Consider the following 18,149-nt stretch of genomic DNA (forward strand, 5'->3'; position numbering starts at 1 on the left):
GGATATGGGGAGCGGTTTCTGATCTCTCTGGCGTTGGTCGCGGTCAGCTTGCTGTGGATGACGCGGGACATGGCTCGATGGGCGACCGTGTTGTGTGCCGTCGGTGCGGTGGGTGGAGCGGTGGGAATGTTCTACTTCGGTCGGCGCTGGCTCAGGGCGCGCAGGGATTCGCGGTGCGGCCCGCGCACAGGGGCCTCGTGGCGGCCCGGACCTTGAGACCGGTTCGCCCGCGCGGTGCACCTCCGGTTAGGTTTCACCCATGACCGACACGAACGCTTCCCGCACCACCGGCGCCGTCGCCGCAGGCCTCGCCACCGTCACCGCCGACGGCACCGTTCTCGACACCTGGTTCCCCGCCCCCGAGCTCGTCGCCGAGCCCGGCCCCGCCGGGAGTGAGCGGCTGACCGCCGAGCGCGCCGTGGAACTGCTCGGTGCGGGCGCGGGCAAGGCCATCGGCCCGGACGCCCGCCGTGGCGTGGAGATCATCGCTGTCCGTACGGTCATCGGGTCCCTCGACGATAAGCCGCTGGACGCCCATGACGTCTACCTGCGCCTGCACCTGCTCTCGCACCGCCTGGTCAAGCCGCACGGCGTGAACCTGGACGGCCAGTTCGCCTTCCTCGCCAACGTCGCCTGGACCTCGCTCGGCCCCGTCGCCGTCGACGACGTCGAGAAGGTGCGGCTCAACGCCCGCGCCGAGGGTCTGCACCTCGCCGTGACGTCCATCGACAAGTTCCCGCGCATGACGGACTACGTCACGCCGAAGGGCGTCCGCATCGCCGACGCCGACCGCGTGCGCCTCGGCGCGCACCTCGCCGCGGGCACCACGGTCATGCACGAGGGCTTCGTGAACTTCAACGCGGGCACGCTCGGCACCTCCATGGTCGAGGGCCGCATCTCCGCGGGTGTCGTCGTCGGCGACGGCTCGGACATCGGTGGCGGCGCCTCCACGATGGGCACGCTGTCCGGCGGCGGCAACGTACGCATCGTCATCGGCGAGCGCTGCCTGATCGGCGCCGAGGCGGGCGTCGGCATCGCGCTGGGCGACGAGTGCGTCGTCGAGGCCGGTCTGTACGTCACCGCGGGCACGCGCGTGACCCTGCCCGACGGACAGATCGTCAAGGCCCGCGAGCTCTCCGGCGCGTCCAACATCCTCTTCCGTCGCAACTCGGTCAGCGGCGCCGTCGAGGCCCGCCCGAACAACGCGGTGTGGGGCGGCCTGAACGACGTGCTGCACAGCCACAACTGACGGCAGACGCCGCTGCTCTATCGTTGGGGCGCCATCGCCGTCGCCATCGCCACGGCTCCACAGCGCTCCACAGGGGGACGACATGAACAGAACGGGTGCACGGGCCTTGGCCCTCGGCGCCGCCGCGGTGCTCGGCCTGGTGGCCGGGTGCGGGCAGAGCGTGGGGCAGCCGCGTGACGACGTCCGGGGCGGCGGCGCGCAGCAGGTGAGCCGGGCGGCGACCGGCGACCACAGCTATCCGCTGCGCAAGAGCGACATCCACTGGAGCGGCAGCCCGAGCCCGTTCAACGCGCAGGTCAAGCTCGCCGACGGGCGGCGCGTGGCCATGCACTACATGCGCGGCAAGGGGCTGTTCGTGCAGGACTACAGCCCCCGCACCAAGGGGTGGTCCAAGTCGGCCGTTGTGTACAAGACCAAGACCGACGCCTGCCAGGGGATCACGCTCAAGGCCAAGGACGGCACGGTCGCGGCCTTCGGTGACTTCGGCGTGTACTGCGCGGACGGCGAACCGCCGACCGAGTCGGTCGCCGCGGTCGCCGTGGGGCCGCTGACCAAGTGGGACAAGCACCTCACGAAGGACTTCGACGGCTGGGAGAAGATCGTCGTCGCCCCCGGAGGCAAGAAGGTCACGTTCAGCCGGGGCAGCGACACGCTGCGCTGGACCAAGGCGGCGGGGTTCCCCGCCGCCCGCTGACGAGCACGCAGGCGCACGCGCCTCGGCCAGGAGCGGCCGCCCTCTTGCAGGGCGGCCGCTCTTTTTTCTTTTTCCGGCGGCGAGGCATAGCGGCGGCCGTCCGGACCCGTCCTCATTCATGCGGGAGGGCAACAGGCCCACCAGGGAGCGAAGGTGCCGATGAATGTCCATGAGCAGGACAGTTTCCGGGAGTTCGTGGAGACCAGATCGTCGGCGCTGCTGAAGACCGCCGTGCTGCTCTGCGGGGGCGACCGGCACGCGGGGGAGGACCTGCTGCAGAACGCCCTCGTCAAGGCGGCCGGGCGGTGGCAGCGGATCGACGAGCCGGAGGCGTACGTCCGCCGGATCCTGTACCGGCAGCAGGTCAGCCGGTGGCGGCTGAAGTGGCCGCGGCGCGAACTGGCCGTCGCCGAACCGCCGGAACGTGCCGAGTCGGGGGACGGCACGTCCGCGGCGGAGCTGCGCATCGTGATGCGCGGGGCCCTCGCCAAGCTCACCGCACGGCAGCGGACCGTGCTCGTCCTGCGTTACTTCGAGGACCTGCCGGAGGCGGAGGTGGCCGCCGTCCTCGGCTGCTCCGTCGGCACCGTGCGCAGCACCACGCACCGCTCGCTCGCCAGGCTGCGGGGCCTCGCCCCCGAACTGGCGCACCTGGACCGCTCCGACGCCGCCGACCGGCCCGCGTCCTCCGACTTCTCGCCCATGGAGGTTTCACCGTGAACGTGGCAGATCTGGTGCGCGAGTCGCTGCGGGAGCAGGCGGGCCAAGGGGCGCCCGTGCCGGGGGACTTCGCCGACCGCGTGCTTGCCGTGAGCCGACGGCGCAGGAACCGGGCGATCGTGGGCACCTCGCTCGCCGTGGCGACGGCCGCCGTCGTGGCGGTGGCGGTGCCGGTCATCTCCTCGGACTCCGAGGAGCAGGGGCCGCGCCCGGCCAGCGAGCTGCAGAGCGGCGACGTCGTCGCGCACCCCGGCCAGACGCCGCCGCGGGAGCTGATCGCCGCGGGCGGCACGGCCCTCGCCGCGTACAGCACGAACAAGAACGTCAAGCAGCCTGACGGCGATGCCCTCATGACCCGCACCTACCGGCTGCTCGACCAGAAGACCGGCACCTACCGCACGGACCCCCGCTGGTCGTGGATCGACGTCGCGCCCGGCATGCGGACCGCCGCCGTCCTGGAGCGCGGTCTGCCCGCCCAGCGGATCGGGCTGCTGAACCTGCTCACGGGCAAGGTCGAGCGCTGGATCCCGGTGGACGGTGGCGTCGGCGGTGTCGGCGGCGTCGAGTTCTCGCCCGACGGCAGGAAGCTCGTCGCGACGACGTACGCGAAGGACCCGGACCGGCTCGACAAGGACCGGCCGATCAACGACGGCAAGCACGAGGAGCCGGGGCCCGCCGATCCGAGCAGGACCGGCTTCTACGTCCTCGACGTGGCCTCGGGGAAAGGCAGTTGGAGCGAGGTGAAGACCAAGGGGGGCGGGTTCGGCATGTCGGACATCAACACCCGGCAGGACTTCGACTTCAGCCGGGACGGCTCGCTGGTCTACTCGGGTCGGATCCGCGAGCCCAGCCAGCAGTACTACGACTTCCAGGGGCGGAAGAAGAGCACGCCCGTGCGGGAGAGGCACCTGCACTGGGCCGTCGAGGCCCGGCTCTCCCCGAACGGGAAGCTCGCCGCAGGTGACTTCGCGGGCGGCATGAAGACCACCGCCACCGAGGTCCTCGACCCCCTCACCGGCAAGCGGATCGCCAAGCTGCCCGGTCAGCAGCTGCTCGCCTGGGCCGACGACCGACGGCTCATCGCCTGGGACATCGAACCGGGCACTAGCGAGTACCGGCAGCGGCTCGTGCTCATCACCATCGGGAGCAAGAAGACGGTTCCGCTCAGCGGCTACCGCTCGTCGGGGGACAGTTCCGGCGGACGCTGGACACCGCTCTTCGCCCGGCGCTGAGCACTGGGGCTGAGCACTAACGCCGAGCGCTGGCGCTGAGCCCCGGAGCCGGTCACCCCGCAGCCAGGGCCGTCGCGCCCCGCGCCCTCTCGTACGCGGCAAGCAGCCCGTCGGTCGCCTCCCGGCCGGCGGGCAGCAGCGGTGCCCGTACCGGCCCCGCGGGCAGGCCGAGCGCGCCGAGCAGGGCCTTCGCCGTGACGGTGCCGGGCAGGCCCGACGCCATCATCGCCTCGATCAGCGGGACCGCGGCCAGCTGCGCCCGGCGCGCACCCTCCGTGTCACCGGCGTCGAACGCGTCGAAGACCTCCCGCGGACGGCCGGGGAGCACGTTGGCCACCGTGCTGACGCAGCCCGCGCCGCCCACCGCGTACAGCGCCAGATGGAACTCGTCGCAGCCCGCGTAGTACGCCAGCTCCGTGCGGGAGATGACCTTCTGGCTGCCGAGGACGTCGTACGCGCAGTCCTTCACCCCGACGATCCGCGGGTGGTCCGCGAGCCGCAGCACCGTCTCCGTCGCGATGCGGGTGCCGGTGCGGCCCGGGATGTCGTACAGCAGCACCGGCAGCCCGCAGGCGTCGGTGACCGTGCGGAAGTGTGCCTCGACGGCGTCCTGCGGCGGCAGGCTGTAGGACGGCGTGAGTACCAACAGGCCGTGGGCGCCCGCCTTTTCGGCCTGCCGGGCCTGCTCAATCGCGTGCCGGGTGTCGTTGCTGCCGACGCCCGCGACGATGGACGCGCGGTCGCCGACCGCGTCGGCCACGGCCCGGACGAGCGCCGCCTTCTCGGCGTCGGAGGTGGTCGGCGACTCACCGGTCGTGCCGGACAGGACGAGCCCGTCGCAGCCCTCGGACACCAGGTGGTCGGCGAGCTGCCGGGCGCCGTCGAGGTCGAGGTCGCCCCCGGCCGTGAAGGGCGTGATCATCGCGCAGAGGGCGCGGCCGAAGGGCGCCGCGGTTCGGGAGGTCATGGGGGAAGTCTCGGTCCGCCTGTGGTGAAGCTCCACTTAATTCTTCTACGAGGTAATGGATAGAGGAGCTACGAGAATTGCCGCCCGTCCTCGTGCCGGACGCGCTGTGTCGGCGCGGCTCACGGAGATCGGCGGGGATAGCGTCGCCCGGCGCGGGTACTCGGCCGTCCCAGCCAGAAGGGAGGCGGACCCCGTGACCGGGACCATGGGCGAGCAGCCGACGCGCGAGCATGCGCAGCACTCGGTGGGAGAGCTCGTCGAGCGGGCCACCGCACAGCTTTCGGAACTCGTACGCCAGGAAATGCGGCTCGCCGGACAGGAGATGGCCGCGAAGGGCAGGCGCGCGGGCCGCGGCGGGGGACTCCTCGGAGCGGCCGGTGCGGTGTCCTACGTCGGACTCATGGCGCTGGCGGCCACGGGGGTCGCGGCACTCGCACTGACCCTGCCCGTCTGGGGCGCCGCCCTCGTCGTCACGGGCGTGCTCTTCGCCGTGGCCGCGGTGCTCGCCGTCGTGGGCCGAGGACAGCTGAGCCGCGCGGCGCCCCCCATGCCGCGGGAGGCGATGGACAGCGTCAGGGCGGATGTCGACGAGATCAAGGAAAGGGCGCACCGATGACGGAAACCCCGAAGGACGCGAAGAACGCCAAGAACGCCAAGAACGCAGCCGGGAAGAAGAACGCGGGCGCGAAGGGGCCCGACGAACTGCGTCGGCAGATCGAGGAGACTCGCGGCAGCCTCGGCGAGACCGTCGGGGAGCTGGCGGCGAAGGCGGACGTGAAGGCCCGCGCCCGGGACCGGGCCGCGGCGGTGAAGGACCAGGTGCAAGGGACGGCGGCACAGGTGAAGGACAAGGTGACGGAGCAGGCGGCGCGCGCCAAGGACAAGGCCGCGGGCGAGGCCGGGCACGCGCGGAGCGCGACGGCCGAGGGTGCGGCCCACGCCAAGGGCAAGGCCGCCGAGGGTGTGGCCCACGCCAAGGGCAAGGCCGCCGAAGGGGCCGGGCGTGCCAAGGGGATCGCGGCCGAGGGCGCCGGGCGTGCCAAGGGTGCCGTGCTGGAGGGCAAGGCACGTGCCGAGCAGCACCGCGCCGTGGTCCAGGCGGAGGAGAAGGTGGCCGAAGCCGCGCGCCGCGTGCAGGACGGCACGCCCGAGCCCGTGCGGGCCGCCGCGAGCGGTGTCGTGCGGACCGGCGGCCGCCACCCGCGGACGGTCGCCGCGGCCGGGGCGGGCGTCCTGGTGGCCTGGGTGATGCTGCGCCGCCGCAAGCGGTCCGGCCGCCGATGAGCGGGACCAAGATCCTCTACAAGCCGCTCGGCATGGCCTTCGGCATGCTGGGCGGCGCGGTCGCGGGCGCGCTGTTCCGGCGCACCTGGAAGGCGGTGGCGGGCGAGGACGACGCGCCGGACGCCCATGACGAGGAACGCTCCTGGAACGAGATCCTCGCCGCCGCGGCGCTGCAGGGCGCGATCTTCTCCGTGGTCAGGGCCGCGGTGGACCGCGGCGGCGCGGTCGGCGTACGGCGCCTGACGGGCCGCTGGCCGGGCTGACTCCCGCGGCCGTCTGACATGATCGGCGCGGGCGCCGACAGGCCGGACGGACACAGAGGCTGAAGGCACGATGAAGAACAACAGCGAAAGCAGCACCAACGGCGGCACCGGCTCCGACGACAGCGGCCCTGGCACCGCAGGGCAGGACGAGCGGCGCGTCGCGCTGGTGACGGGCTCCTCGTCCGGCATCGGCGCCGCCATCGCCCGCCGCCTCGCCGCCACCGGCGTCCGCGTCGTCGTCAACTCCGCCCGCTCGGTCGAGGCGGGCGAGAAGCTGGCGGCCGAACTCCCGGACGCCGTCTACGTCCGGGCGAACGTCGCCGACGAGGCCGACGCCGCGCGGCTCGTGCAGACCGCCGTCGACACGTACGGCCGCCTGGACATCCTCGTCAACTGCGCGGGCACTACCCGCTTCATCGACCACGACGACCTGACGGCGGCCAGTCCCGAGGTGTGGCGGGAGCTGTACGACGTCAACGTCATCGGCGTGTGGCAGACCATCACCGCGGCCGTCCCGCACCTGCGCGCGAGCGGTGCGGGCAGCATCGTCAACATCACCTCGCAGGCGGGCGTGCGCCCGAACGGCAGCTCGATCCCGTACGCGGTCAGCAAGGCCGCCGTGAACCACATGACCAAGCTGCTCGCCAAGACGCTCGGCCCGGCCGTGCGGGTCAACGCGGTGGCGCCCGGCATGATCGACACGCCGTGGTTCGACGGGGTCGAGGGCATCGAGGCGTCCATGGCGGCGGTGGCGGAGCGGCTGCCGCTGGGCCGCGTGGGCCGCCCGGAGGACATCGCCGGGGCGGTCGCCGACCTGGCCAACTCCTCGTACATCACCGGAGAGGTACTGCTCGTCGACGGCGGCGGCCACCTCCTGTAGCCCATCTGCGGCCCATCGGGCGGCGCCGGGCCTGCGTTGACGGGTCCGGACGCCCGGAGGAAGCTCGGGCCATGGCCACGACGCAGCAGCATCCGTACGCCCGTTACGTCGCGATCGGCGACAGTCAGACGGAGGGCCTCGGGGACGGCGACGAAGAGCACGGCTACCGCGGCTGGGCCGACCGGCTCGCCGAGATCCTCGCCGCCGGGCACCCGGACTTCACCTACGCCAACCTCGCCGTGCGCGGCCGTCGGACGGCGGGGATCAAGGCGGAGCAGCTGGGTCCCGCCCTCGCCCTGAAGCCGGATCTGGTGACCGTCATGGCGGGCATGAACGACCTGGTGCGGCCGGGCTTCGAGGCCGCGCGCGTCGCCGCCGACGTCGAGGAGATGTTCACCGAACTCACCGCGGCGGGCGCGCGCGTGGCCACCGTCACCTTCCCGGACATCGGGCGCGTCTCGCCCCTCGCCCGGCGTGCGCTGCCCCGCGTCCTGGACCTCAACGCCCGGATCCGCGCGGCCGCCGACCGGCACGGCGTGGTCGTGCTCGACACGTTCCCGCACCGCATCACGACCGATCCACGGCTGTGGAGCAAGGACCGCATGCACGCCAGCCCGCTCGGCCACGCCCGGATCGCCGCGGGCATGGCGGACGCGCTCGGCCTCGCGGGGCACGAGAGCTGGATGAGCCCGCTGCCGCCGCTGGCCCCGGTGTCCGTGCTCGGGGCGGTGACGGCGGAGGCGCGCTGGTTCGCGGGGTTCATGGGGCCCTGGGCGTGGCGGCGGGTGCGCGGGCGGTCGTCGGGCGACGGGCGGGACGCGAAGCGCCCGGCGCTGGAGGCGGTGACCGCGGCGGATCACGAAAGGGCCTGACCTCGCCCCTTGACCTCACCCCCTGGCCTCGCCCCTTGGCCTCGCCCCTTGGCGTCAACCCTTGACCTCAACCTTGGTCGAGGTCGGAGTGTGGTGCGTGCACGGAGCTGACACCCGCTCCGGCACCAGACTTCGACCCTTCGACCGAGACGGACGGACCCGCCATGCCCGCGACCAGCACCCTCAGCACCGGCACCCTCCCCGACCCGGCCCGCGCCGACGGAGGCCTCACCTTCATCAGCACCTGGAGCACCGGTTCGCCCGAGCGGCAGCGGGCCACCCTGGACGCCATCGCGAAGGCCTGGGAGACCCGCACCTGGCCGCACGAGGGCCTCCTCTCGTACACGGTGTACGCGGGCTCCGACGGCACGACCGTCCTGCACCACTCGCAGTGGCGGGACGAGGAGGCCTACCAGGACTTCTTCGCGAGCACCGGCAACGGCAGGGACGCCAGGAACGCCGAGATCGACGCGGCCGTGCCCGGCATCGAGCGGCTCGGCCTGAACAAGACGCGGCTGTACCGCAGCTGGACCGACGGGCGCGGGCGCGAGGGCCGCGACCCCGGCGCCGTCGCCATCGCCCGGGTCGACTTCGACGCGCCCGACCCCGACGGGCAGCGCGCCTGGTCGGACCGGGCGGCCGAGGCACTGGACAGCGACCCCGGCGGCGACCCCGGCCTGTACGCCGCGCACTTCCACGTCAGCACGGACGGCAGGCGGGTCGTCACCTACGCGGAGTGGGAGAGCGAGCAGGCCCACGCCGACGCGCTCGCCGCGGCGGGCGGCGGTGCGGGCGCCAGGTACCGGTTCGCGTACGGCTTCGTACCGAGCAAGGCGTAGTTTTTCCCGGCCCTTCACCGCCGACCGCCCCGCTCTCCTGGACAGCGGCAGACGGCGGCGGGACGGTGGAGCCATGCCGGACGTCACCGCGGTCCCTCGCCACCACCCCGGGGACCGGCATGAGCGGTGACGGCAGGACGGGCCGGGGCAGGCCGGGCAGACGCAGGCCCGGCAGGGAGAAGACCGAGAGCGGGAGACCCGTCCAGAGCGCCGCCGACAGTACGGGTGGCCCCGGCGGCACGGGCAAGCCCTTCGAGATCGTCCGGGAGCTGGAGGTCGAGGGTTCCCCGGCCCAGCTCTGGGCCGCCCTCACCACCGGCACCGGCGGCTGGCTGTGGCCGATGGAGTACGAGCCCCGCGAGGGCGGCGCGGGCCCCGGCGGCTCCACCGTCACCTGCTGGGACCCGCCCCACCGCCTCGCGGCCCGCGTCGAGGACCCGGACGGCCTGCCCGGCCGGCGCCTCAACCAGCTCGACCACGTCATCGAGCCGCGCGACGGCGGCCGCCGCTCCTGGCTGCGCCATGTGCACAGCGGCATCTTCACCGGCGACTGGGACACGCAGTACGACGGCGCCGTGAAGCACACCGACTTCCATCTGCACACCCTGGGCCAGTACATGGCGTACTTCGAGGGCCGCCCCGTCGTCTACTCCGCCCTGCACGGACCGGCCGCCTCCAGTGCCCCGGACGCCTTCGTCAGGCTCGGCCGGGCCCTCGGCCTGCCCGACGACGCCTCGGACGGCGCGCGCGTACGGGTGCAGGCAGCGGGCGGGGAGCTGGACGCGGTGATCGACTTCCGCAGCCGGTACTTCATCGGCCTGCGCGCCGACGAGACGCTGCACCGCTTCTACGGACGCAACCACTTCGGCGCCCCGGTCGGCGTCAGCATCCACGACTTCGGCGCGCACGCGGACCCCAAAGGCACCGAACTGGCGTGGCAGGACTGGCTGGACCACCTCTACGGCTGAGGCGGCCCGGCCGGTCCAGGACCGCTACGGCCTGAAGCGCAGCACCTGCGGGTCGTGGTCGCTGTTCTGCTCCGCGAACTCCGCGTTGATGTGCACGCTGTCGTAGCTGAAGTCGTCCGCGTCGCCCACCCCCGGGCTGGTCAGGATCTGGTCGAGGACCTGCGAGTTGCCCTGGTAGACGTACGAGTAGCGCTCGCTCTTCGGCAGCGACCTGGCGGCGGAGCGCAGCGCGCCGCCGTCCTCCAGGGCCTTGGTGGCCGCGGAGAACTCGAAGTCGTTGATGTCGCCGAGCACGACGACGTCGGCGTTCCGCTGGACCTTGCGGATGTCCTTCACGAAGCCGTTCACGGCCTGCGCCTGCAGCAGCCGCTTGGCCTCGGAGGAACGCACCGGCGGCTGGTGGTGCGAGGTCAGCCCCTCGTCGCCGCCCTTCGACCCGAAGTGGTTGGCGATCACGAAGACGGTCCGGCCGCGGAAGGTGAACTCACCGGCCAGCGGCTTGCGGCTGTCCGCCCACGCCGCGTTCCCCGGGTCGACGCGCCCGGGGGAGTGGCTCAGCGCGGCCCGGCCGCCCTTGCGCACCACCTCGGTGGGGGTCGTCGCGTCGCCGGGCGCGCGCTCGGTGAACGAGACCCGCTCGGGGTTGTAGAGGAAGACCTGACGGATGTTGCCGCCCGGCTCGCCGCCGTCCTTGTTGTTCTCCGGGTCCACGGACCGCCACGCGTAGCGCGGCCCGCCCGCGGCGGCGATCGCGTCCGTGAACTTCTTCAGGGTCGCCTCCGCGGAGACCGTGCCGTCGTTCTTCGCCCCGTTGTCGTCCTGGATCTCCTCAAGGGCCACGATGTCGGGCGAGGAGAGGTTCGAGACGACGGCCCCGGCGAGCGCGTCGAACTTCTTCTGCGGGTCGGTCGGGTCGAGGTTCTCGACGTTGTACGTGGCCACGGCGAGCTCGCCCTTGGCCTGCCGCCGTGTCTTCTCGCGCGTGAGGCCCTTGCCCTCGACCTTGCCGAGCTCGCGTGCCACGAGGGTGTAGCCGCCGAACTGGTTGAAGTCCAGGGGGCCCTCGGCGCCGCCGCGCAGCACGTCACCGACGTCCGCCTTGGGGAACGGCTGCTCGGAGACCGGGGCGAGCTGCTGGATCTGCAGCCGTCCGCCGTTCTGCGCGTCGTACGAGCCGTAGACGGTGCCGCCGCGCCTGTTCCGGTGCTCGTGCTTCTTCACGGTGACCCACAGCTCGTTGTACGCGTCGGTCGCGCCGACCACGCGCGAGCTGCCGACCCGTACGTTCATGCCCTCCAGGGACTCGTACAGGTCGAGGGCGTACGAGCGCGGCTTCAGCGGCAGCGCGTTGATGCTGCCGCCCTGCGCGGGGTCACCTGCGGGCGCGTACGCGGCGGGCACGGACTTCGCGTCGACCGTGACGGGCGCGGGCAGCGGGTTGCCGGACGACTCCACGGTCACCGTCGGCTTGGTGAGCTGGGTGACGGACTGGTTGCCGGAACCGGCGCCCCCGGGCACGTACTCACCGACGGTCCCGGAGACCAGGACCGCGTCGCCCGCCTTCACGGTGAGCGCCGCCGAGCCGGTGAAGACGAAGACGGCCTCACTGGTGGCGGGGTCGGCGTCGGCCGCCCCGTCGGCGGACTGGATCCAGAAGCCCTTCGAGCCGTACCCGCGGACCCCGGTCACGATGCCCGCGACGTCCTTGACCTGCTGTCCCGCCAGGGGCGAGACACGGGTGGCGCCCTGGACGTCGTGGATGCCGACCGCATCGGACGAGGCGCCGGAGGCGCCGGAGGCGGCAGAGGACGAGACCATGAGCAGTCCCGCGGCCAGGGCGGTGGCGACGACGGCGCTGACGGCGGCGGTTCTCGGTACGCGGGGCGTCGGTATGTGCGGCATCAGTGACTCCGGATGAGGGTGGGAGCAGGGAAAGAAACGGTGCGGCGGTGCGGGCCCGTGCGGGGCTCTACGCGCGTCAATCTCTTGTGTGACCAGGGGAGTTGTCAAGGTTGTTCGGGTGTTCCGAGGCTGTACGTTTTCTGACAGGGACATGAACCGGGCGGCATGGTGCCAAATCCGTCTAGGCTTGCGCCTTGCCGACCCGTACCCTCGGCGCCCCACACCCTCGGAGGAGAACCAGCCGATGTCCGTAAGCCCCGCCACCCTGCCGCCGGTGCTGCTGCACTCCGAAGCGGAACTCGCGCGGGCCGCGCTCGCCACGCCGCTGCTGTCCCGCGCCGTGCGGCTCGCCCGCTGGGCGGGACCCGACACCCGCGTCCGCGCGGGCGGTGAGCTCGTCGACGCGCAGCTTCCGGCGGCCGCTGCCGAGCTCGGCCTCGCGGCGGATGCCATCGACGGCGCAGATGCGGCCGCGTACGCGAGCGAGGCCTGGCGGGTCGCGGTGGACACCGGCCTCATCGACGTCACGGACGCCGAGGAAGAGGGCGCGGAAGGCACCGTCACCCAGGGCGAGGACCTCGCGCTGCTCTCCGCGGGCAGCCCGCAGGACGTCCTCGGCATCTGGCTCGGCGCCCTCGACACGGTGTACTCGGACGCCACCGTGCCCGACATGGAGAACCTCCTCGACGTCCTGGAGGAGAACGGCGAGGTCGACTTCGAAGAGCTCGGCTGGGACCCGCAGGCCGAGGCCGACTTCCTGGACGGCGTCCTCGGCAACCTCTACCTGCTCACCGTGGGCGACGCCGCGGGCGGCGACGAGCCGGTGCCGCTGCCCGCGCTCGCCGCCTCGATGATCGTCCCCGACGACATGGGCGAGCCCACGGACGACATCCTCGAGCAGGTGTCGGACGCGATGATGAAGCTCGACGACCAGTTCCGGATCTTCGAGCCGCTCGGTCTCGTCGAGTACCAGCCGGTCGACGAGGCGCTCATGGCCGACATCGACGAGGAGGGCCCCGAGCCCGCCCCCGTCGACGACGAGGACGTCAGCCGCTACGGCATGGTCCGGCTCACCCCGCTCGGTCTGTACGGCGTCCGTGCCCGGATGCTGGAGGCCGGTGTCGACGCGCCCGCCGTCGGCGACCTCGCGGACAAGGGCGCCGACGTGCTGCTCGACGGCACCTCAGGCTTCCCGCAGCACGCCGCGCAGGCGGAGATCGAGCGGTGGCTCGCCCGGCACGAACCGCTGGCCGCCGCACGGGAGTTGCTGGTCGCGGCGCGCGGCGGCGACGAGGGTGCGCCGCTGCGCAGGCTCCGCTGCCAGCAGGCGCTCTCCCTGGTCGGCGACGAGGCGGAGCCCGCGCTGCGCGATGTCCTCGACGACCCGGAGCTCGGGGGCCTGGCCCGGGTGTGGCTCACCGAGCACGGCGCCGTGGACGTGCCCGCGCCGTCGGAGGAGCTCATCTTCTGGCTGACCATCGACACGCTCGCCGCGCAGCTCGCCGTCGAGGGCAACTCGGACGAGCTGCAGGGCCTGGTCGAGGGCCTCGCGCAGCAGCACAGCGGCTTCTTCGCCACCGCGTGGCGCGTCGAGCACCCCGCCACGGCCGACGTCCTGGAGGCGATGGGCCGCCTGCACCCCGACAAGAAGGTGGCCAAGGAGGCCCGCAAGGCGGCGTTCAAGGCGCGGTCGCAGCAGGGTCTCTAGCAGCACGGTCTCCAAGGGGGCTTTGCCCCCTTGACCCCCAGTCCTCAAACGCCGGACGGGCTGAAACATCCAGCCCGTCCGGTGCCTTACCTCAGCATTCGTACCGCGTCGTGTGCTTGAACGACGACGTCGCGCCGTCGAACCCGTACGTCCCCCGGTACGCCGGAGGATTCTGGTACTCGCCCACGATCGTGATCGTGTTCGCGCACGACCCCTGCCCGGCGCGCTTCGCGTCGAGCCGCATCGTCTCGCCGAGCGTGCCGCCCGTGATGTCCCACGGCGCACCGCAGATGCCGGACGTGATCTGCCCGCCCGTCACCACGTGCGGATAGGTGTTGGGGTTGTACTTCACCTCGAGGACGAACGTGACGGCGCCGCTGTGGAGCGTCAGCTTGCACTCCGTCGACAGGGCCTCGGTCGACACCTCGGCCATCGGCGTGGCGAACGCCTCGTCGCGCGTCTTGACCTCGGCGCCCTGCGGATTGTGGAAGCGGTGCTCCGACGTCCGCGACTGGCCGCCCTTCTGCTTGCGTGCCTGAGTGGTCATGGAAAACCCTCCTTCCGTCCTGACCGTCAGGCCAGCAGCTCGGCTATCTCCACACGCAGCAGCGCGCGGACGTTCTCGATGTGGTTGACGATGGTCGCGACCGACGAACCGGCGAAGAGCAGACCCACCGCGACGTCGTCCTGCGAGGTGACCAGCGAACCGGAGTCGCCGCCCGCGGAGATGTTCGTCGTGACGATCTGGTCCTTGAAGCGGGCCGTGCCCGCCGTGCCGTAGTTCACGTCGACCGTCGCGTCGATCGCAATGATCCGGCCGAAGCTGATGTTCGTCGTCCTGCCGGTCTTCTTCACCAGGTCGCCGACGGCCACGTTGGCCTTGCGCCGCCAGGCGCGCGGGGCGCCGCTGAAGTACTGCTCGCGCGTCGCGTCCTGGAACTCGACCGCGCCGAGCGCCGCGTCCACGACGTTGTTGTGCCGCTCCACCGGGATCTGCGGGGCGAACTGGATCGTGATGAAGCGCTCCAGCGTCGCGATGCGGTCCGCCGGGTCCTGCCCGCCGTCGAAGACGCCGGGCTGCACGATCGCGCTGCCCAGCTGCGCCCGGTTGGAGTCGGCGAGCACGTGGTTGTTGGAGAGGATGTAGAACTTCGCCGGTGTGCCGAGGCCCGCGCCGGGCGGATCGACCGAGGCGCCGGGCAGGAAGTCGTAGACCACGCTGCCGAGCGTGCCCGCGGTCACCCGGACGTTGCCGACCGAGAAGCCGGAGGGGCACGGGCGCATCCGGCGCTTGAGGAGCTGCGGCTCGAACGCGCCGCGTCCGACGAGCTCTTCGAGCTGCGGCTGTCCGAGGCCCGAGAGCTGCTCGCTGACGCTGCCGTCCGGTCCGTACGTCACCGAGGCGCGGTCGTCGGCGCGACGGCCGCCCGCCCTGCTCTGCTGGCGCTGCGCCGCGATGTGGCCCACCGCGACGACGTCGGTCGGGGTGCCGTCGTCCATCTGACGGGGGACGACGTCCCGCTCCGGGAGCATGGACTCCGGGACCTTCTGGGTGACGAACACGACGACGGCGGGCTCGCCCGTGGGCTCCCCGTCGCTCCACTTCACGCCGTGGCCGAAGCCGACGACGTTGGCGAGCGGCTGCTGGGGCCGTAGGAAGTCGGACATCGCCTGTTGGCGGGAGCTGTCACTCAGTTGCCCGCCGGTGGGTCCTCGCATCAGTTCGGGCTGGCTCACCACGCCAGACCACCTCTTCCCCTGTGAAGGGTGGGGGCTCCGGGCCGCGCCAGGGCATCGTTCCCGCTACGTTCCGCCGTCCTGCGCGTCGACTTCGCCGATGGCGAGTACGCGTACGGGAACACCTTCGAGCGTGTCCGGAACCACGTCTTCGTCACGGAGACGGTCACGGGGCACCCGGTGGGTCACAAAGACGACGATCACGTCCTGACCCGAGTCTTCGTCTCTGCCGGTGCCGACTCCGGTGACATTGGCCAGCTTCATCAGCCGGTCTTCATGGAGGCTGCGTGCCTGATGTGCGTCCACTCGGCTCGCCTCTCCGTGCGGGTGGTGCATGCAGCACTGCACGTAGGTGATGTCTATTGCGGTGTGCATCGCGGGTCAAGGTGTTCTGCGGTGATTCTTCGCTTTACGGATGATCCGCGACTGTTGACCTTGTTTATCAAGCCTCGTCACGTACGGAGGTGCGACGCGCCGTTGAGGTCGAGCACCGTCCCCGACGCCCACTCGGCCACCGGCGATGCCAGCCACAGCACGGCGGCCGCGATCTCCTCCGCGGTGCCCGCCCGTCCGAAGGGGCTCTGCGCGCGGATCGCCTCCCCCTCGGCGCCGCTCAGCCGGTGCGCCACCCGCTCCGTCCCGAAGAACCCGGGCGCCACCGAAGCCACCGCGATCCCGTGCGGCGCGAGGGAGACGGCGAGCGACTGGCCGAGCGCGTGGACGGCGGCCTTCGTCGCGCCGTAGGCCGGGTGGTCGGGCTCGCCACGGAACGCGCCGCGCGAGCCGATGTTCACGATCCGCCCGCCCGTGCCCTGGTCGATCATGCGGCGGGCCGCGAGATGGCTGAGGTTCGCCGTGGCGAGCAGGTTCACGGAGACGTGCCGCTGCCACAGGGCCGCCCAGTCCTCGTACGACGTGTCGGCGAGGGGGTGCGGAAGGTTCACGGCGGCGTTGTTCACCAGGACGTCGATGCCGCCGAGCGCCTCGGCGGCCCGCCCCGCGATGTCCGCCGCGCCCGCCGGGTCCGACAGATCGCCGCCCACCAGCACGTGCCCCGCGCCCGCCAGGGAGTCGAGCGTCGCCCGCGCGTCCTCCTCCCGCGAGCCGTAGTGCACCGCGACCCGGTCGCCGTTCCCTGCGAAGGCCCGGGCGACGGCACGGCCGAGGCCGCGGGAGGCCCCGCTGACCAGAACGCGGCGGCCGGTGCCTGACTGGTTGATGGGCAGGTTCATGGAAGGAGGCCCCTCGACGTCGGACGGTGTTCAACCGCCGTTTATACGCGAGCGGGACGGTGACGCCGACAGCAGCCCGGTCCCACGTACCGCTCTCGCGTCCTCAGGAGAAACGATGTCGCTCACCCGCAGGGATTTCGCCAGACGCTCCGCCCTCACCGGTGCGGGGGTCGCCCTGACCGGCAGCGTCGGCGCGCTCGCCACCGCGCCCGGCGCCCTGGCCGCGACGGACGTCCCGGAGGCGGAGGACGTCCAGGGCCACGATGGCCACGGCCGCCCCGGTGATCACGGTCCCGGCTACGGCCCCCTCCTGCCCGACCCCGATGGCCTGCTCGCGCTGCCCGCCGGATTCTCGTACCGCGTCCTCACCCACAGCGGCAAGACCAAGCTGGAGAGCGGCGAGTTCACGCCCTCCAACCACGACGGCACCGCCACCTTCCGCGGCCCGCGTGGCACCACGCTCCTCGTCAACAACCACGAGCTCGGCGGCCCCCGCAGCAAGTGGCCGCACCCCGTGCCGCTCACCGAAGGCCTCGTCTACGACCCCGCCGCGTCCGGCGGCTGCACCGTCGTCGAGGTCCGCCCCGACGGGCGCGTCGCCGAATGGGTCGGCATAGCGGGCACCGCCACCAACTGCGCGGGCGGCAGCACCCCCTGGGGCACCTGGCTCACCTGCGAGGAGACCGAGGACCGGGCGGGTCGCAACGGCATGACCAAGGACCACGGCTACGTCTTCGAGGTCGACCCCCTCGACCGGCGCGCCAACCGGGCCCCCAAGCCCATCAAGGCGCTGGGCCGCTACGCCCACGAGGCCGTCGTCGTCGACCCCAAGCGCGGCCACCTCTACCTCACCGAGGACGCCTCGGGCCCGAACGGGCTCCTCTACCGCTGGACCCCGCCGCACGGCTTCGTGCACGGCCGCGGCAGACTGCGCACCCTCGCCGACGACGCGGGCGTCCTGAAGGCCCCCAAGTGCTACGACTCCGGCGGCCGCTTCGTCGACGACCTGTCCCGCGCCACGAAGACCGGCACGGTCTACGGCGTGGACTGGGTCGAGGTCCCCGACCGTGACGCGCGGACCGTGCCCGTGCGCCAGCAGTTCGACGACGGCGACATCACCCGCGCCCGCAAGCTCGAAGGCATGTGGTGGGGCGACGGCGGCGTCTACATCGTCGCCTCCTTCGCCCGCGACGAGAGCCCCGTCCCGCACGACGGGCAGGTGTGGTTCTACCACCCGGGCCGTCGCACCCTCACCCTGAAGGTGCTGCTCGGCGTGAACCAGGACCCGGGCAAGGACGGCGCCTTCGACGGCCCCGACAACATCACCGTCTCGCCCTACGGCGGCCTGGTCATCGCCGAGGACGGCGACGGCATCCAGCACCTCTTCGGCGCCACGGAGAGCGGCCGCACGTACCCGATCGCACGCAACGAACTCAACGCGGGCACCGAAGAGAAGCCCGAGTACAGCGAGTTCACCGGCGTCACGTTCTCGCCCGACGGCAGGACCCTGTACGCCAACATCCAGACGCCCGGCATCATGCTCGCGATCACCGGCCCGTGGCGGCGGCAGCGGCACTGACCGGGGCGGCGGGCGCGGGAGCG

The 18,149-nt window shown here is 72.3% G+C and carries 19 protein-coding genes; 13 read left to right on the forward strand and 6 right to left on the reverse strand.

The annotated features are described in order from the left end of the window. The first annotated feature begins 259 nt into the window (after positions 1 to 259). The 4 genes from dapD (at position 260) to ABZV77_RS31750 (ending at position 3,895) form a co-directional block, all read left to right on the forward strand. Positions 260 to 1,249 (forward strand): 2,3,4,5-tetrahydropyridine-2,6-dicarboxylate N-succinyltransferase, encoded by a 990-nt coding sequence (dapD, locus tag ABZV77_RS31735; RefSeq protein ID WP_356264247.1) that lies wholly within the window; start codon positions 260 to 262, stop codon positions 1,247 to 1,249. A gap of 82 nt (positions 1,250 to 1,331) precedes the next feature. Beyond that, the gene (locus ABZV77_RS31740) at positions 1,332 to 1,943 is read left to right on the forward strand and encodes a hypothetical protein (RefSeq protein WP_356264250.1); all 612 of its coding nucleotides are present in this window, start codon (positions 1,332 to 1,334) and stop codon (positions 1,941 to 1,943) included. 159 nt (positions 1,944 to 2,102) lie between these two features. Then, the gene (locus ABZV77_RS31745) at positions 2,103 to 2,663 is read left to right on the forward strand and encodes a SigE family RNA polymerase sigma factor (protein ID WP_356264253.1); all 561 of its coding nucleotides are present in this window, start codon (positions 2,103 to 2,105) and stop codon (positions 2,661 to 2,663) included. Further along, a complete protein-coding gene (locus ABZV77_RS31750; protein ID WP_356264255.1) occupies positions 2,660 to 3,895 on the forward strand; it encodes a WD40 repeat domain-containing protein in 1,236 nt (411 codons plus the stop codon). The genes ABZV77_RS31745 and ABZV77_RS31750 overlap by 4 nt, the downstream gene beginning before the upstream one ends. Positions 3,896 to 3,947: 52 nt before the next feature. On the opposite strand, the gene dapA is transcribed toward ABZV77_RS31750, so the two are convergent. Continuing rightward, a complete protein-coding gene (gene dapA / locus ABZV77_RS31755) occupies positions 3,948 to 4,862 on the reverse strand; it encodes a 4-hydroxy-tetrahydrodipicolinate synthase (RefSeq protein ID WP_356264258.1) in 915 nt (304 codons plus the stop codon). Between the two features lie 193 nt (positions 4,863 to 5,055). On the opposite strand from dapA, the gene ABZV77_RS31760 reads away from it, so the two are divergent. The 7 genes from ABZV77_RS31760 to ABZV77_RS31790 all read left to right on the forward strand — a co-directional run bounded on the left by ABZV77_RS31760 (position 5,056) and on the right by ABZV77_RS31790 (position 9,968). Next, positions 5,056 to 5,478, forward strand: a complete 423-nt coding sequence (locus ABZV77_RS31760) for a phage holin family protein (protein WP_356264261.1) — start codon at positions 5,056 to 5,058, stop codon at positions 5,476 to 5,478. After that, a complete protein-coding gene (locus ABZV77_RS31765) occupies positions 5,475 to 6,146 on the forward strand; it encodes a DUF3618 domain-containing protein (RefSeq protein ID WP_356264264.1) in 672 nt (223 codons plus the stop codon). The genes ABZV77_RS31760 and ABZV77_RS31765 overlap by 4 nt, the downstream gene beginning before the upstream one ends. Next, the gene (locus tag ABZV77_RS31770; protein ID WP_356264267.1) at positions 6,143 to 6,409 is read left to right on the forward strand and encodes a DUF4235 domain-containing protein; all 267 of its coding nucleotides are present in this window, start codon (positions 6,143 to 6,145) and stop codon (positions 6,407 to 6,409) included. The genes ABZV77_RS31765 and ABZV77_RS31770 overlap by 4 nt, the downstream gene beginning before the upstream one ends. 70 nt (positions 6,410 to 6,479) lie before the next feature. Then, on the forward strand, positions 6,480 to 7,289 hold the full coding sequence (locus ABZV77_RS31775) for an SDR family oxidoreductase (RefSeq protein WP_356264270.1): 810 nt from the start codon (positions 6,480 to 6,482) through the stop codon (positions 7,287 to 7,289). 71 nt (positions 7,290 to 7,360) lie between these two features. Beyond that, positions 7,361 to 8,161 carry an SGNH/GDSL hydrolase family protein gene (locus ABZV77_RS31780; protein WP_356264272.1) on the forward strand — a complete coding sequence of 267 codons (801 nt, stop codon included), beginning with the start codon at positions 7,361 to 7,363 and terminating at the stop codon, positions 8,159 to 8,161. Between the two features lie 164 nt (positions 8,162 to 8,325). Further along, positions 8,326 to 9,000, forward strand: coding sequence for an antibiotic biosynthesis monooxygenase (locus ABZV77_RS31785; RefSeq protein WP_356264275.1), 675 nt, complete (start codon positions 8,326 to 8,328; stop codon positions 8,998 to 9,000). 119 nt (positions 9,001 to 9,119) lie between these two features. Further along, a complete protein-coding gene (locus ABZV77_RS31790) occupies positions 9,120 to 9,968 on the forward strand; it encodes an SRPBCC domain-containing protein (protein ID WP_356264277.1) in 849 nt (282 codons plus the stop codon). A 24-nt stretch (positions 9,969 to 9,992) separates the two neighbouring features. Here the strand turns inward: ABZV77_RS31790 and ABZV77_RS31795 are convergent, their stop codons facing one another. After that, a complete protein-coding gene (locus ABZV77_RS31795) occupies positions 9,993 to 11,870 on the reverse strand; it encodes an endonuclease/exonuclease/phosphatase family protein (protein WP_356264280.1) in 1,878 nt (625 codons plus the stop codon). A gap of 244 nt (positions 11,871 to 12,114) precedes the next feature. Here ABZV77_RS31795 and ABZV77_RS31800 point away from each other — a divergent pair, with 244 nt between their 5' ends. Next, entirely contained in the window at positions 12,115 to 13,578 is a 1,464-nt protein-coding gene (locus ABZV77_RS31800) for a hypothetical protein (protein WP_356264283.1), read from the forward strand. 91 nt (positions 13,579 to 13,669) lie between these two features. On the opposite strand, the gene ABZV77_RS31805 is transcribed toward ABZV77_RS31800, so the two are convergent. From ABZV77_RS31805 to ABZV77_RS31820, 4 genes are all read right to left on the reverse strand, one after another. Then, entirely contained in the window at positions 13,670 to 14,125 is a 456-nt protein-coding gene (locus ABZV77_RS31805) for a hypothetical protein (protein ID WP_356264286.1), read from the reverse strand. A gap of 26 nt (positions 14,126 to 14,151) precedes the next feature. After that, positions 14,152 to 15,315: a hypothetical protein gene (locus tag ABZV77_RS31810; RefSeq protein WP_356264289.1), complete on the reverse strand. Its 1,164-nt coding sequence runs from the start codon at positions 15,313 to 15,315 to the stop codon at positions 14,152 to 14,154. Positions 15,316 to 15,381: 66 nt separating this feature from the next. Further along, positions 15,382 to 15,621 carry a hypothetical protein gene (locus ABZV77_RS31815; RefSeq protein ID WP_356264292.1) on the reverse strand — a complete coding sequence of 80 codons (240 nt, stop codon included), beginning with the start codon at positions 15,619 to 15,621 and terminating at the stop codon, positions 15,382 to 15,384. Positions 15,622 to 15,767: 146 nt separating this feature from the next. Further along, complete coding sequence (locus tag ABZV77_RS31820) at positions 15,768 to 16,547, reverse strand: SDR family oxidoreductase (RefSeq protein ID WP_356264295.1); 780 nt, start codon at positions 16,545 to 16,547, stop codon at positions 15,768 to 15,770. Between the two features lie 115 nt (positions 16,548 to 16,662). On the opposite strand from ABZV77_RS31820, the gene ABZV77_RS31825 reads away from it, so the two are divergent. Beyond that, positions 16,663 to 18,126, forward strand: a complete 1,464-nt coding sequence (locus ABZV77_RS31825; RefSeq protein ID WP_356264298.1) for an alkaline phosphatase PhoX — start codon at positions 16,663 to 16,665, stop codon at positions 18,124 to 18,126. Positions 18,127 to 18,149: the final 23 nt, after the last annotated feature.

It is taken from the genome of Streptomyces sp. NPDC004732 (genome assembly GCF_040609235.1).
In the GTDB taxonomy this organism is placed as follows: domain Bacteria; phylum Actinomycetota; class Actinomycetes; order Streptomycetales; family Streptomycetaceae; genus Streptomyces.